The sequence below is a fragment of the Streptomyces similanensis genome (assembly GCF_039543625.1).
Lineage (GTDB): Bacteria > Actinomycetota > Actinomycetes > Streptomycetales > Streptomycetaceae > Streptomyces > Streptomyces similanensis.
Window position 1 is genome coordinate 64,766 of the sequence record NZ_BAABKC010000065.1, and the last position, 12,906, is coordinate 77,671.

Here is a 12,906-nt window from a genome sequence, read left to right on the forward strand (position 1 = left end):
CCTACGCCTTGACCTGGACGACCTTCTGGCCGTCGAAGGTCATCACCTCGAAGTGGTCGATCTGGCCGGGTTCGAAGGCCGCGCCGCCGCGCACGTACAGGGGGCTCTTGGCCTCCTCCGTGCGGGCGTTCGGCAGGCCGTAGCCCCAGTTCGGCACGGACCAGGAGGTGATCGTCTCGCGTTCGCCGTTCTTGCCGACGGCGATGAGCGAGCAGCGCTCGGGGCCGGTGACGTTCTTCAGCTCCAGCACGGCGTTGGTGCCCCAGTCCTTCTTCTCCAGGGCGACGGTGGCGGTGGCGTGGGTGACGGGGTCGGTCGCCGTCACCTTGTCCGTCATCGCCTGGAAGGCGGCCTTGGCGGGAGCCGCCGCGACGGTGGCGCTGCCTGTGCCGCCGTCCGCGCCGCCGACGGCGTAGACCGTCAGCGGTCCGCCGATGATCAGCGCCGCTGCCGCCGCGACCAGGTAGAACGTCGTGCGCCGCTTGCGCGCCCGCCGCTCGGAGACCTCGTCCACGAGTTTCTCCACCAGCCGCGGTCCCGGTCTGGCCGACAGGGACTCGCCGATCGCGGGCGTACCGGCGCCGGGCAGGTCGGCGAGCGCGGCCAGCATCGGTTCCATGCCGGCGAGTTCGTCCAGCTGCTGGGCGCACCACTCGCAGCCGGCGAGATGGGCCTCGAACGCGGTCGCCTCGGCGTCGTCCAGGATTCCGAGGGCGTAGGCGCCGACGGTCTCGTGCTCGTCCGGGGCCGGTGATCCCTGCGTGGAGCCCATGGAGCCAGACATACCCGAACCACCTGTGCCGAATCCCTGATGCCCCCCGTACCCGCTCATCACGCCGTCACCCCCCGCTCCTCCAGAGCCAGCTTCATCGAACGCAGGGCGTAGAACACCCGGGAGCGGACGGTGCCGCTGGGTATGCCCAGCGTCTCGGCCGCCTCATTGACCGTACGCCCCTTGAAGTACGTCTCGACGAGCACCTCCCGGTGGGCCGGGGTCAGGTCGTCGAGTGCGTCCGACAGCGTCATCAGCCACAGCGCTTTGTCGATCTCGTCCTCCGCGGGGATGACCTCCAGCGGCGACGGATCGACCTCCTGCGGCCGGGCCTGCCGGCTGCGGTGGCCGTCGATGACGATGCGCCGGGCGACCGTCACCAGCCAGGGGCGGACCGAACCGGTCGCTCGATTGAGCTGGCCGGCGTTCTTCCAGGCACGGATGAGCGTCTCCTGGACCACGTCCTCGGCGCGCTGCCGGTCACCGGCGACCAGCCTGAGAACGTAGGCGAGCAAGGGTCCGGCGTGCTCGCGGTACAGCGCACGCATCAGCTCCTCGTCGGGTTCCGAGGGCTGTGAGGACATGCGATGTCGGGCCCTCGCTCCACGTTCATTGGCCACGGCCGCATCCTTGCGCACGCCCACCTCCGGTGTCCGGGGGATCCCCCAGTCGGTCGCTCGCCGTCGGGTACGGACGTGGGGTGCGGTGCGTTCAAAGGGGGACGGCGGAATTCCGCGGGGCGGGGTGACGAGGCGGGACATGGGGGCACATTCCTCCCGCACGGCGGGGAGGGAGACGGCAGCAAAACGGCGCGTCCCTCACCTCGGCCGGGCGGGGCGGGTGCGGGCGCCGGCCGCCGTGCGGCGGCGGTGCCGGGCGACCCGTTCGCGGTTGCCGCAGACCTCGCTGGAGCACCAGCGCCTGCGGCGGCCGCGGGAGGCGTCCAGGTACACGATCGGGCAGTCCTCGCCCGCGCACTCGCGCAGGGCGCCGCGGGCCGCGGGGTCGGTGAGCAGGTCGACCGCGTCCCGGGCGACGACCGCGAGCAGCGCGGCACACCCGGGCGGCCCGGCCAGCCGCCGCACCAGGCCCCCGTCCGCACCGGGCACGGCACAGGGGGCGGGCGGGGCGGGCCGGGCGACGTCGTTGACGCGGGCGAGCGCGAGGCGGTGCGCCCCGCTTTCCGCGTACGCCCCCGCGCTCGCCGCCGCGAGGTGACCGCGCACCAACCGCCCCACGTCCTGCCTGAGTTCACGGAAGGCGGCGGGCCAGGACGGGTCGGCGTGCGCCAGCGAGGTGCCCGGCGGCACCAGCCCCGACGTCGCGATCCAGGCCCGCAGCCGCTCCAGGGAGTCCAGCCGCTCGCCGGGATGGCTGGTGCACAGGAGGTCCAGGCAGATCCGCCCGGTGTCGATACGGGGCTCGTAGGGAACCGTGGCCGCACCCAGTGCCATGCGCCTGTCACCGCCTAGGCAGGAACCGTCGGGGGCCCGTCAGAAGCGCCCCCTTCCACAGTGCCCGCCACGGCGTACGGCCGGAAGTCCTCGGGCATCGGCGCGTCTCGTCGTCCAGATACACCGTGGGCGACTTGCCGTCCGGGATCTCGGGGTCCTTCCCCAGCCTGCGCAACGCCATGTCCAGCCTCCTCCGACCACGAACGATCACTGCGGTAGAGCGTGCGACGGGAGGAGCCTCCGGCACCACGAACTTGCACGGACTTCTACGCGGCGCGGCGCGCGAGCGGGAGGAACTCCGCCCAGGCTTCAGGGGCCACGGTGAGGTGGGGGGCGGTGGGGGTTTTGGAGTCGCGGATGTGGAGCGTTGTGGGGGTGGGGGCTATTTCGACGCAGTTGGAACTGTCGCCGCTGTAAGTGGACTTCCGCCAATGAAGTGTCTGCACAGTCGCTCTTTCAGCTGTCCCGGAGGAGGTTCTGGATGAAGTCACGCGATTCGGCCTGGCCGAACGCGCACGACTCCATGTGATCCAGAACGGCACGGTACTTGCTCAGCTGGGCCTCCGCGTCGAGGAATCCGCACCCTCCATGGTGGGTGTCCAACTGCACGGTGTCGAGCTGCGGAACCGGACCTTCGAGATAGTCGAAGGACTGGCCCGTGCTCGGGTAGTACTCCGCCTCGAAGGGAATCACCCGGACGCTGACGTGCGGCAACTCGCTCATGTCGAGGAGATGGCCGAGTTGACCGCGCTTCACCTCGCGACCGCCGAATCCCATACGCAGAGCCGACTCGTGGATGAGCGCCGCATAGGGAGGCGGCTCCTCCCGGTACAAGACGCCCTGTCGCTTCATGCGGTGCGTGAGCCGGTGCTCGATCTCGTACTGCCGCATGGACGGGACCACCGCCCGGAAGAGAGCGCGTGCGTGATCCGTGGTCTGCAGCAGTGCCGGAATGTGCATCGCGAGGGCAACCCGGAACCCGGTCGTATGGTGCTCGACCTCGGCCAGGTCGACCAGCGCGGCGGGGAGGTGTTCCCGGTACCCCTCCCACCAACCACGCGTTCGGCGTCCGGCCATGGCCACCAAAGCGTCGACCAGGGACTCGTCCGAGCAGGCATAGGCAGACGCCAGGGACCGGACACGGTCGGCACTGAGGGCGCTGCGACCGGTCTCGATCATGCTGACGCGTCCCTGGTTGACGCCCAGATGCGCTGCTGCCTGAGTGACGGTGAAGCCGGACCGCTCGCGGAGTTTGCGCAGCTCGGCACCAAGACGCCGCTGGCGCAAGGTGGGGTTGTTAGTGGGCGGCAAGACACGTCCTTCCAGGGCGAGAGGCGGATCTCTCGTAACCCACACGAGGTAAACGCGGGCTCATTTACCAAATATGGGAGATGAATCTCCCAGCAACCCCTACCGTAGTGCCTCTACCGTCCAACTCCCCCCGCCCACAAGCCGGAAGCGCACCTCCCCAGGCAGAGCCACCGCAGGGGCGACGGAGTTGAGCGAGTCGAGTCCCTTCTCTCCTCGGAGATACCCATGAGCACCGTATCCCTGCCCGACACCTGGGTGTACGCGCTTCGTCTGCCTCATGATCCGCGCGCGGCACGCGTCGCACGTATGACCGTACGGGCCGTACTGCACGGGCACGGCAGGCACGAAGTGCTGGACGCCGTCGAGCTGTTGACGTCCGAGCTGGTCACCAACGCCTACCGGCACACCCGCGGCCCCGCCTCCCTGCGGCTGACCGCCCTCGCGGACGGGCGGCTGCGGGTCGGGGTGTGGGACAGCCACCCACGCGTACCGGCTCTGTTCAGCGAGCCGCCCCAGGATCACGTGTCCCCCGCCCCGCCGGACGCCGAGGGAGGACGCGGGCTGCACCTCGTGCAGGCGCACGCCGACCGCTGGGGCGGCATGGCCCTCGGGGACGGAGTGCTGGACCGCGGGGCCGGAAAGCTGCTGTGGTTCGAGGTGTCGGGGTGAATCCGGCACCCGACGCGGCCGGACACGTGGTCGTCGTCGGAAGAGCGGACGGAGGACGAGAGCGTGGATGTGTACTAGGCCGTGGACAGTCGTCGGGCCGTGCGGGCGTTCAGTGACGAGGCGGTGCCCGAGGGGGTGCTCGAACGCGTGCTGGCCGCGGCGACGCGGGCTCCGTCGAGCGGCAACCTCCAGCCCTGGCACCTGTACGTCGTGACCGGCGACCCCCTGTCCGAGCTGAAGAGGCGCGCGACGGCCAGGGCGCTGGCGGGGGACCCGGGCGACGAGCGGGAGTACCCGATGCACCCGGCCGGACTGGCCTCGCCGTACCTGGACCGCTTCAACGCCGCGGCCGCCCAGCGGTACGCGGCGCTGGGGATCGAGCGCGACGACCCCGACCGGCCCAGGAAGATCGCCACCCTGAACTCGGAGGCGTTCGGGGCGCCGGCCGTGCTGTTCTGCTACCTCGACCGGACGATGGGGCCGGGGCAGTGGGCGGACGCGGGGATGTACTTGCAGACGGTCATGCTCCTGCTGAGGGCGGAGGGGCTGCACAGCTGTCCGCAGGTGATGTGGACGATGTTCCGCGAGACCGTCGGCCAGGTGGTCGGAGCCGGTGACGACCTCGTGCTGCTCTGCGGTGTCTCGGTGGGCTACGAGAAGGACGGCGTGCCCCGCCTGCGCACCGACCGGGCGGCCCTGTCGGAGACCGTGACCTTCCTCGGGAGGTGACCGGCGACCGGAAGCCCCGGCGCGTCGGCGCGGTAACCGTTTGCACGCCACCGCATCGCGCATGCACAATGCATGCATGGTGGCTCTGCAGATCCGTGACGTACCGGACGAAGTCCGCGCCATACTGGCCGACCGGGCTCAGCAGCTGGGCCAGTCGCTCCAGGCGTACCTCCTCGCCCTGGTGACGAGCGAGGCGGAGCGGGCGAACAACCTGACGCTCCTGAAGTCCTTCGAGGACCGCACCGACGGCGCCGACAGCACCATGGACGAGACCGTGGCCGAGATCGGGACGGCCCGGACGGAGCGCCTGAGGTGATCGTCGTCGACGCGTCCGTCCTCACCGAGGCGCTGACCGGTGACGGAACGGCGGGCAAGGCCGCCCGCGCGCGCCTCATGCGGGACAACCACTGGGCGGCCCCGGAACATCTCGTCGTGGAGACGTTCCACGCGATCCGGGGACGCCGCCTGGGCGCGAAGATCACCCAGGACCGCGCCGACGCCGCGGTGTCCGCGCTGGCTTCCCTCTCCCTGGAGACGATCGACGCGCAACGGCTCCTGCCCCGCATGTGGGAACTGCGGCAGAACGTCTCCGGCTACGACGCCGCGTACATCGCGGCCGCCGAGGCGTTCGCGTGCCCGCTGGTCACGGGCGACGCCCGACTAAGCCGTTGCATGGTCGCGCGGTGCACCATCGAGGTCATCGGCTGACGTCTTCGGGCACCGGCGAACACGCCGAACCTCGTAAGGGGGATGCCGGTCCGTGACCGGCATCCCCCTCTCCGTCGAGCACTAAGGTCACTGCCATGTCATCGCCGCGCGTCGGAGTCGTCATCGTGACGATGGGCACTCGCCCTCGCGAACTGGCGGCGCTGCTCGCCTCGGTGGAGAAGCAGGACGTGCCGGCCACGCGGGTGATGCTGATCGGCAACGCGACGCCTCTGACCGGCGTGGACGTCGCGGCGAACGTGACCAAGGTCCCGCTCCGGGAAAACCTGGGGTGTCCGGGAGGCCGCAACGTCGGCCTGGAGATGCTGCGCGCGTCGGGCGAGGTCGACGTCGTCGTCGAGCTGGACGACGACGGCCTGCTCATCGACACGGATGTGTTCCGAAGGGTCCAGGAGTTGTTCGCGGCGGACCCGGAGCTGGGGATCGTCGGGTTCCGGGTCGCTGACGAACACGGACGCACCGAGCGGCGCTGGGTGCCCCGGCTGCGCGCCGACGATCCGATGCGCCGCGGCCCGGTGACCGCGTTCCTCGGGGGCGGGCACGCCCTCTCGATGCCCATGCTCGGCGAGATCGGTCCGTGGGCCGCGGAGTTCTTCTTCGGGCACGAGGAGTCCGACCTGGCATGGCGTGCGCTCGACGCGGGCTGGCGGATCCTCTACGCACCCGAGCTCGTCCTCCAGCACCCGAAGACGTCTCCGGCCCGGCACGCCGTCTACTACCGGTTCACGGCCAGGAATCGTGTGTGGCTGGCACGTCGTCGGCTTCCGGCCCTCCTGATCCCGGTCTACCTCGGCGTGTGGATCTGCCTCACCCTGGCGCGCGTCCGCTCCCTGACGGGCCTGAAGGCATGGTGGGGCGGCTTCGCCGAAGGCATGCGGAAGCAGTGCGGTCCACGCCGGCCGATGAAGTGGCGGACGGTGTGGCGCATGACCCGGTTGGGCCGTCCGCCGATCCTCTGACCGGTGTCCCCACCACAGCGGACGCCATAGGGGTACGTGACCGGCGGGCCGCCCGCCGACTCAGGCGGTCTCGTCGGCGTACTTCGCGTCGCTCGCCGGGTCCAAAGCCAGGCGGTAGCCGCGTTTGACCACCGTCTGGATCAGTTTCGGGGTGCCGAGGGCGGTGCGGAGGCGGGCCATGGCCGTCTCCACGGCGTGTTCGTCGCGGCCCGCGCCCGGCAGCGCGCGCAGCAGTTCCGCGCGGGCGACCACCCAGCCCGGCCGCCGCGCCAGCGTCCGCAGCAGCGCCATCCCGGCCGGCGGCACCGGACGGAGGTCGCCGTCCACCAGGACGGCGTGCCCCCGGATCTCGACCCGGTGCCCGGCGACCGGCAACGCCCGCGCACGGGACGGCAGTTCCTGGCACAGCAGCTGCACCAGCGGGCCGAGCCGGAAGCGTTCGGGCTGGACCGTCGTCACCCCGCGCGCCTGCAACGCCACCGCGGTGACCGGACCCACGCACGCGGGCAGCACATCGCGGCCGAGCGCGGCCAGCAGCGCGTCCAGCAGGCCCCGCTCCGCCGCCCGCGCCAGCAGCGACGCGGCGGCCGGCGCGCTGGTGAAGGTGATCGCGTCCAGGCCGTGCGAGACGGCCGCGTCCAGCAGCCGGTCCAGCGGCCCCGGGTCCTCCGGCGGCAGCCACCGGTACACCGGCACCGGCACCACCTCCGCTCCCCCGGCGCGCAGCGCCTCCACGAACCCCGGCAGCGGCTCCCCGTGCAGTTGCACGGCCACCCGCCGTCCCTCGACGCCCTGCTCCAGCAGCCGGTCCAGCACCTCGGCCAGCGACTCCGAGGACGGCGACCACTCCTCGGTCAGCCCGGCCGCCCGGATCGCGCCCTTCACCTTGGGCCCGCGCGCCAGCAGCTCGGCGTCGCGCAGCCCGCCGAGCAGCGCCTCGCCGAGGCCCCAGCCGTCCGCCGCCGCCACCCAGCCCCGGAAGCCGATCGCGGTGGTGGCGACCACGACGTCGGGCGTCCGGCCGATGATCTCCTCGGTGGCGGCGAGGAGTTCGCCGTCGTCGGCGAGCGGCACGATGCGCAGGGCGGGCGCGTGCACGACCGACGCGCCGCGTCGCTTCAGCAGCGCGCCCAGCTCGTCGGCACGGCGCGCGGCCGTGACCCCCACGGCGAACCCGGCCAGGGGCCCGTGCTCGGCCGGCTGCTGTTCCTCGTCCTCACCCATGGCTCTCGTCCCGCGCTCGACTCGTCGTACGTCTCGTCGTACGTCCGTCCGTCCGGCGGCCGAGCTTGTCAACGCCGCGTGACGGGCTCGGTTCGCCGGCATGTCACCAGTGTTACGTCATACGTCGGCGGGACTGAGCCGGGGCTCGGCCGCGACGTCGGCGGGAGCGGCCGTCGCGCGCTCGCCGTCCGGCCGGCGAAGGTATACGGCGTAGGTGACCGCGAAGGCCGCGCCGTAGAAGACGAGGAAGGCGGCGAACGCCGCGGTCCCCGTGCCGCGGGTGAGGAAGGACTGCCGGAAGGCCAGGTTGACGCCGACGCCGCCGAGCGCGCCCACCGCCCCGATGAGGCCCATCGCCGCCCCGGACAGCCGCCGTGCCCGCGCCGCGGCCGCCTCCCCGGTGAGCCCCAGCGCACGGGATCTGGCCTGGAAGACGGCCGGCACCATCTTGTACGTCGACCCGTTGCCGAGCCCGCTGAGCACGAACAGCACCACGAAGACGGCCACGAACAGCGGCAGCGACCCGCGCATCCCGGCGGCGACGAGAGCGGCGGTCGCGGCGGCCATGGCGACGAAGTTCCCCAGGGTGATCCGCGCGCCGCCGTACCGGTCGGCGAGCCGGCCGCCCACCGGCCGCACCAGCGAGCCGAGCAGCGGCCCGATGAAGGTGAGGCAGGCCGCCTGGAGCGGGGTCCGGCCGAACTGGCCGGTCAGCACCTGCCCGAAGGCGAAGCTGTAGCCGATGAACGACCCGAAGGTCCCCACGTACAGGAACGCCAGGATCCAGGTGTGCGGGTCCCTGGCCGCGTCCACGGCGGCGCCGGTGTCGTTGCGGACGGCGGCGAGGTTGTCCATGAACAGCGCGGCCAGGACGGCGGCGGCGACGATCAGCGGGATGTAGATCCCGAGCAGCACGCGCGGGCCGCCGTGCGCGCCGATGACGGCGAGGGCGGCGAGCTGGACGACCGGCACGCCCACGTTGCCGCCGCCGGCGTTCAGACCGAGCGCCCAGCCCTTCTTCCGCATCGGGAAGAAGGCGTTGATGTTGGTCATGGAGGAGGCGAAGTTGCCGCCGCCGACGCCGGCGAGCAGCCCGACCCACAGGAACGTGGCGAAGGAGGTCCCGGGCTTCATGACGAGGAACGCGGCGACGGTCGGCACCAGCAGCAGCCCCGCCGACACGATCGTCCAGTTGCGTCCGCCGAACAGGGCGACGGCGAAGGTGTACGGCACCCGGACGACGGCGCCGACCAGCGTCACCACGGAGGTGAGCAGGAACTTGTCGGCGGGGCTCAGCCCGTACTCGGGGCCCATGAACAGCACCAGCACGGACCACAGGGTCCACACCGAGAAGCCGATGTGCTCGCAGAGCACCGAGAAGAACAGGTTCCGGCGGGCGATCCGCTCCCCCGTCCCCGCCCAGAACGCCTCGTCCTCCGGGTCCCAGTGCTCGATCCAACGCCTGCCCGCCATGCCGCCGCCTCCCAGTGCATCGAACGACCGGTCACCGAAGCTAGGGACGCCGGGTTTCCGCCCTGTGCCGGTGCGTGACCGTGGCGGAACGATGGCCTCACCCCGGGGCGGGGGAAGCTGAGAGGCGGCCGACTCCTCACCCTCCTCCGTTCGGCCACAGCCGGGGCCGCCGTCGCGCCGCCACGTCCTCGATCCAGCCGAACGCCAGGATCGCCAGCGCGATCAGCGGCCAGACCAGCAGGAACATCCACACCGAGTAGGTGGAGTCCAGTACCGACGCCGCCGCGTCGCTCCGCAGGAAGGGCAGGCCGTAGGCCAGGTCGACCAGTGGGACCGTGGCGGCGATCAGGGCGTTGTGCCAGAGGTAGACGGTGACCGCGCGGTTGTTGGCGAGGGTGATCGGCCCGTCCCAGCGGCGCAGGCGGGGCGGGAGTTCGCGCCAGGACGGCGCGTACTGGAGCAGGATCACCACCGCGCCGAAGGACCAGGTGGCCTGGGCGAGCGGGATGTCGTTGAGGTCCCATCCCTCGGGGCCCGGGTGGCCCTGGACCCACCACAGGGCGAAGGCCATCACCAGCGCCGCGCCCGACACCGCCGCGTAGCGCGGGACGCGCCGCAGCACGCCGTCGTGGTGGGCGAAGCCCAGCACCCAGCAGCCGCCGTAGACGGCGAAGTCCGTCACCGCGTCGCCCGTCTCGCCGGGCAGCGTCACCACTCCGGTGCCGACGACCGCCGTCAGGACCGGCGGCGCGAGCAGCGTCGGCCACGGGGCCCGCCGGAACGCCCACAGCAGCGGCGGCGAGGCCACCACGAACCACAGGTAGGCGCGCAGGTACCACAGCGGTCCCGCCGCGTCGTCGGGCCACGTCGCGTCCAGCAGGCCCGAGTCGGAGCCCAGGTGCGCGGGGTAGGGCGGGGCGCCCACCGGGACGACGTACTCCAGGAGCCTGGGCAGGCCGGGCACGCCGCCGAGGTCCGGGTCCGTCAGCGGGTTCCAGCCGGCGCACAGCAGCAGGGGCAGCAGGACCGCGCCGAACGCCCACAGCGGAGGCAGCAGCCGGCGCAGCCTGCCCTTGATCACGCTCACCGCCGGGCGTTTGAGCGAGCGGGCCATCAGGGAGCCGGCCAGCGCGAACATCACGCCCATGGACGGGAACAGCAGCGTCAGCCAGCCCCAGCCGAAGAGGTGGTAGGCGACCACCCGGACCAGCGCGAGGGCGCGCAGCAGGTCCAGGTAGCGGTCGCGGCCGGCGGCCGGTTCGCGGGGCTCGGCGCCGGTCTCGCGGGTGAGTGCCTGGGTCATGCCACCGGCCTCCCGTCGCCCACCGGGCCGGTCACGTCGGCCGGACGACCGGTCACACCGGCGGCCGTCTCCGCGCCCTCCCCCGTCCGCTCGCGTGGCGCCGGGCCGCCCGGCGCCTCCACCACGCCCGTGCGGCGCAGCTTCTGCCAGCGCAGCCGGCCGCCGGTCAGGGCGGTGATCCAGGACTGGAGCAGCACGACGTACATCAGCTGGCGGTAGAGGACCTGCTGCAACGGCAGCGAGATCAGGTGCGTCATGCGCTCCCGGTCCAGCCGGAAGGCGTACGCCGCGCAGAACGCCTGGAGGGCGAGGACGCCCAGCCACGCCACGATCGTCCGCCGCGTCGGGCCGAACACGACGCCGTAGAGCAGGAACACGTCGATCAGCGGGGCGAGCAGCGGGGCCACCACCATGAACAGGGAGACCAGCGGCAGGCCGACCCGGCCGAAGCGGCCGGAGGGGCCGCGGTCCAGCAGCGCGCCGCGGTGCTTCCAGATCGCCTGCATGGTGCCGTAGGACCAGCGGTAGCGCTGGGACCACAGCTGCTGGACGGACTCGGGGGCCTCTGTCCAGGCGCGGGCGTTCTCGGCGTAGACGACGTGCCAGCCGGCGCGGTGCAGCGCCATGGTGATGTCGGTGTCCTCGGCGAGGGTGTCCTCGCTCATGCCGCCGACCTGCCGGAGGGCCGAGCGCCGGAACGCGCCGACCGCGCCCGGGATCGTCGGCATGCAGCGCAGCACGTCGTACATCCGGCGGTCTAGGTTGAAGCCCATCACGTACTCGATGTGCTGCCAGGCGCCGATCAGCGAATCGCGGTTGCCCACCTTGGCGTTGCCGGCCACCGCGCCGACCCTCGGGTCGCCGAAGGGCTGGACCAGCTCGTGGACGGTGGTGGGTTCGAAGACGGTGTCGCCGTCCATCATCACGATCAGGTCGTGCGAGGCGTGGGCGATGCCCCGGTTGAGGGCGGCCGGCTTGCCCGCGTTGCGCTGGCGCACCACCCGTACGCCGGGCAGGCCCAGCGCCTCCACGAGGTCCGCCGTGCCGTCGGCCGAGCCGTCGTCGACGACCAGCACCTCGACCGGGTGCGCGCCGGCCATCAGCGAACGGACCGTGTTCTCGATGCACTTGGCCTCGTTGTACGCCGGCACCAGCACCGAGACCGGCTCGGTGACCGGCGCTCCCCAGCGGAAGCCGGGGCGGCGCACCCGGCGGGCGTGCGCGCCGGAGAGCAGCAGCATCAGCGCGAACCGGGCGATGACCAGGCCGCCGACCAGGGCGAGGCAGACGCCGAGGCCGTCGGTGAGGCCGTCGGCGGCCTGGACGAGGAAGATCCACGCCTTGCCCTTCCACAGGCCGACGCCGGTGACCGGGGTGAGCGCGCTGGGCGCGCCGAGCGCCTCGGTGAGGTTGTCGAACCGGTAGCCGCGCGCCTGGAGTTCAGGCAGGTAGCGGTCGAGGGCCAGCACCGTCTGGTGGCGGTCGCCGCCGGAGTCGTGCATGAGGACGACCGCGCCCGCGCCGTCCTTCGGGGTGGCGTTGCGGATGATCCGGTCGACGCCGGGCTTGCGCCAGTCCTCGCTGTCGGCGGTGTTGACGACGGTGATGTAGCCGCGGCCGCCGATGTACCGGGTCACCGGCCAGGAACGGTTGTCCATGGCGTCGGCGAAGGAGGAGTACGGCGGCCGGAACAGCGAGGTGCGCACGCCGGCCGCGCCGGTGATGGCCAGCTGGGTCTGGGACAGCTCCCAGTCGATGCGGCTCTTGGACTGGTAGGAGAGGTCGGGGTGGTTGAAGGTGTGCACGCCCACCTCGTGGCCCTCGGCGACCATGCGCCGGACCAGGTCCGGGTAGCGCGAGGCCATGGTGCCGGTGACGAAGAAGACGGCGTGCGCGTGGTGCTTCTTGAGCACGTCCAGCACCTTCGGCGTCCACGTCGGGTCGGGGCCGTCGTCGAAGGTGAGGACGAGGCGGTGGTCGGGCACGTTCAGGCTGGTGGTCTGCCCGTGGCGGGTGTCGATGACCGGGCCGCCGTCGAGGATGCCCTGCGGCACCTGGTCGGTGGCGGCCTCGGGCTGGACGCGGTGGTCGGCCAGGATCTCGCTGTGCACGTAGCCGCGCAGCATCAGCATCGCCATCAGCACGGCCAGCACGAGCATGGGCAGGAGCAGGCGCAGCGGAGCGCGCAGGCGCGGGCGCGGGCGGCGGGAGCGGGCGCGGGCGGCGCGGGCGGCGGTTCGAGGGCCGGGGCGGGCGGCCTGGCGGCCCCGGCGGGCGCCGGGGCGG

Annotated in this window: 14 protein-coding genes; 5 read left to right on the forward strand and 9 right to left on the reverse strand. The window is 72.3% G+C overall.

Annotated elements, in window-relative coordinates; genetic code table 11:
- Position 1 precedes the first annotated feature (1 nt).
- The 5 genes from ABEB07_RS22300 to ABEB07_RS22320 form a co-directional block, all read right to left on the reverse strand.
- The gene (locus tag ABEB07_RS22300) at positions 2–784 is read right to left on the reverse strand and encodes an anti-sigma factor family protein (RefSeq protein ID WP_345669959.1); all 783 of its coding nucleotides are present in this window, start codon (positions 782–784) and stop codon (positions 2–4) included.
- 47 nt (positions 785–831) lie between these two features.
- Positions 832–1,416 carry a sigma-70 family RNA polymerase sigma factor gene (locus ABEB07_RS22305; RefSeq protein ID WP_009188888.1) on the reverse strand — a complete coding sequence of 195 codons (585 nt, stop codon included), beginning with the start codon at positions 1,414–1,416 and terminating at the stop codon, positions 832–834.
- A gap of 174 nt (positions 1,417–1,590) precedes the next feature.
- On the reverse strand, positions 1,591–2,226 hold the full coding sequence (locus ABEB07_RS22310; protein WP_345669960.1) for a CGNR zinc finger domain-containing protein: 636 nt from the start codon (positions 2,224–2,226) through the stop codon (positions 1,591–1,593).
- A 266-nt stretch (positions 2,227–2,492) separates the two neighbouring features.
- The gene (locus ABEB07_RS22315; protein ID WP_345669961.1) at positions 2,493–2,768 is read right to left on the reverse strand and encodes a DUF397 domain-containing protein; all 276 of its coding nucleotides are present in this window, start codon (positions 2,766–2,768) and stop codon (positions 2,493–2,495) included.
- Positions 2,683–3,537: a helix-turn-helix domain-containing protein gene (locus ABEB07_RS22320; RefSeq protein ID WP_345669962.1), complete on the reverse strand. Its 855-nt coding sequence runs from the start codon at positions 3,535–3,537 to the stop codon at positions 2,683–2,685. Before ABEB07_RS22320 ends, ABEB07_RS22315 begins: the two co-directional genes overlap by 86 nt.
- Before the next feature lie 225 nt (positions 3,538–3,762).
- On the opposite strand from ABEB07_RS22320, the gene ABEB07_RS22325 reads away from it, so the two are divergent.
- The 5 genes from ABEB07_RS22325 (at position 3,763) to ABEB07_RS22345 (ending at position 6,620) form a co-directional block, all read left to right on the forward strand.
- On the forward strand, positions 3,763–4,206 hold the full coding sequence (locus tag ABEB07_RS22325; protein ID WP_164585407.1) for an ATP-binding protein: 444 nt from the start codon (positions 3,763–3,765) through the stop codon (positions 4,204–4,206).
- 81 nt (positions 4,207–4,287) lie between these two features.
- Positions 4,288–4,935, forward strand: coding sequence for a nitroreductase (locus ABEB07_RS22330; protein WP_345669964.1), 648 nt, complete (start codon positions 4,288–4,290; stop codon positions 4,933–4,935).
- Positions 4,936–5,011: 76 nt separating this feature from the next.
- Positions 5,012–5,251 carry a FitA-like ribbon-helix-helix domain-containing protein gene (locus tag ABEB07_RS22335; protein ID WP_176149194.1) on the forward strand — a complete coding sequence of 80 codons (240 nt, stop codon included), beginning with the start codon at positions 5,012–5,014 and terminating at the stop codon, positions 5,249–5,251.
- Entirely contained in the window at positions 5,248–5,643 is a 396-nt protein-coding gene (locus tag ABEB07_RS22340) for a type II toxin-antitoxin system VapC family toxin (protein ID WP_345669966.1), read from the forward strand. Before ABEB07_RS22335 ends, ABEB07_RS22340 begins: the two co-directional genes overlap by 4 nt.
- Positions 5,644–5,738: 95 nt before the next feature.
- Positions 5,739–6,620 (forward strand): glycosyltransferase family 2 protein, encoded by an 882-nt coding sequence (locus tag ABEB07_RS22345; protein ID WP_345669967.1) that lies wholly within the window; start codon positions 5,739–5,741, stop codon positions 6,618–6,620.
- Positions 6,621–6,680: 60 nt separating this feature from the next.
- On the opposite strand, the gene ABEB07_RS22350 is transcribed toward ABEB07_RS22345, so the two are convergent.
- The 4 genes from ABEB07_RS22350 to ABEB07_RS22365 form a co-directional block, all read right to left on the reverse strand.
- Positions 6,681–7,844 carry a uroporphyrinogen-III synthase gene (locus ABEB07_RS22350; RefSeq protein WP_345669968.1) on the reverse strand — a complete coding sequence of 388 codons (1,164 nt, stop codon included), beginning with the start codon at positions 7,842–7,844 and terminating at the stop codon, positions 6,681–6,683.
- 117 nt (positions 7,845–7,961) lie between these two features.
- Positions 7,962–9,317 (reverse strand): MFS transporter, encoded by a 1,356-nt coding sequence (locus tag ABEB07_RS22355; protein WP_345669969.1) that lies wholly within the window; start codon positions 9,315–9,317, stop codon positions 7,962–7,964.
- 136 nt (positions 9,318–9,453) lie between these two features.
- The gene (locus ABEB07_RS22360) at positions 9,454–10,620 is read right to left on the reverse strand and encodes an acyltransferase family protein (RefSeq protein ID WP_345669970.1); all 1,167 of its coding nucleotides are present in this window, start codon (positions 10,618–10,620) and stop codon (positions 9,454–9,456) included.
- Positions 10,617–12,779, reverse strand: a complete 2,163-nt coding sequence (locus tag ABEB07_RS22365) for a glycosyltransferase (protein ID WP_345669973.1) — start codon at positions 12,777–12,779, stop codon at positions 10,617–10,619. The genes ABEB07_RS22360 and ABEB07_RS22365 overlap by 4 nt, the downstream gene beginning before the upstream one ends.
- Between the last annotated feature and the right edge of the window lie 127 nt (positions 12,780–12,906).

Excerpts from the sequence above, each read along its gene's own strand:
- ABEB07_RS22300 (WP_345669959.1), bottom strand. The coding sequence starts at position 784 with ATGTCTGGCTCCATGGGCTCCACGCAGGGATCACCGGCCCCGGACGAG.
- ABEB07_RS22310 (WP_345669960.1), bottom strand. The coding sequence starts at position 2,226 with ATGGCACTGGGTGCGGCCACGGTTCCCTACGAGCCCCGTATCGACACC.
- ABEB07_RS22325 (WP_164585407.1), top strand. The coding sequence starts at position 3,763 with ATGAGCACCGTATCCCTGCCCGACACCTGGGTGTACGCGCTTCGTCTG.
- ABEB07_RS22335 (WP_176149194.1), top strand. The coding sequence starts at position 5,012 with ATGGTGGCTCTGCAGATCCGTGACGTACCGGACGAAGTCCGCGCCATA.
- ABEB07_RS22345 (WP_345669967.1), top strand. The coding sequence starts at position 5,739 with ATGTCATCGCCGCGCGTCGGAGTCGTCATCGTGACGATGGGCACTCGC.
- ABEB07_RS22350 (WP_345669968.1), bottom strand. The coding sequence starts at position 7,844 with ATGGGTGAGGACGAGGAACAGCAGCCGGCCGAGCACGGGCCCCTGGCC.
- ABEB07_RS22355 (WP_345669969.1), bottom strand. The coding sequence starts at position 9,317 with ATGGCGGGCAGGCGTTGGATCGAGCACTGGGACCCGGAGGACGAGGCG.
- ABEB07_RS22360 (WP_345669970.1), bottom strand. The coding sequence starts at position 10,620 with ATGACCCAGGCACTCACCCGCGAGACCGGCGCCGAGCCCCGCGAACCG.
- ABEB07_RS22365 (WP_345669973.1), bottom strand. The coding sequence starts at position 12,779 with ATGCTCGTGCTGGCCGTGCTGATGGCGATGCTGATGCTGCGCGGCTAC.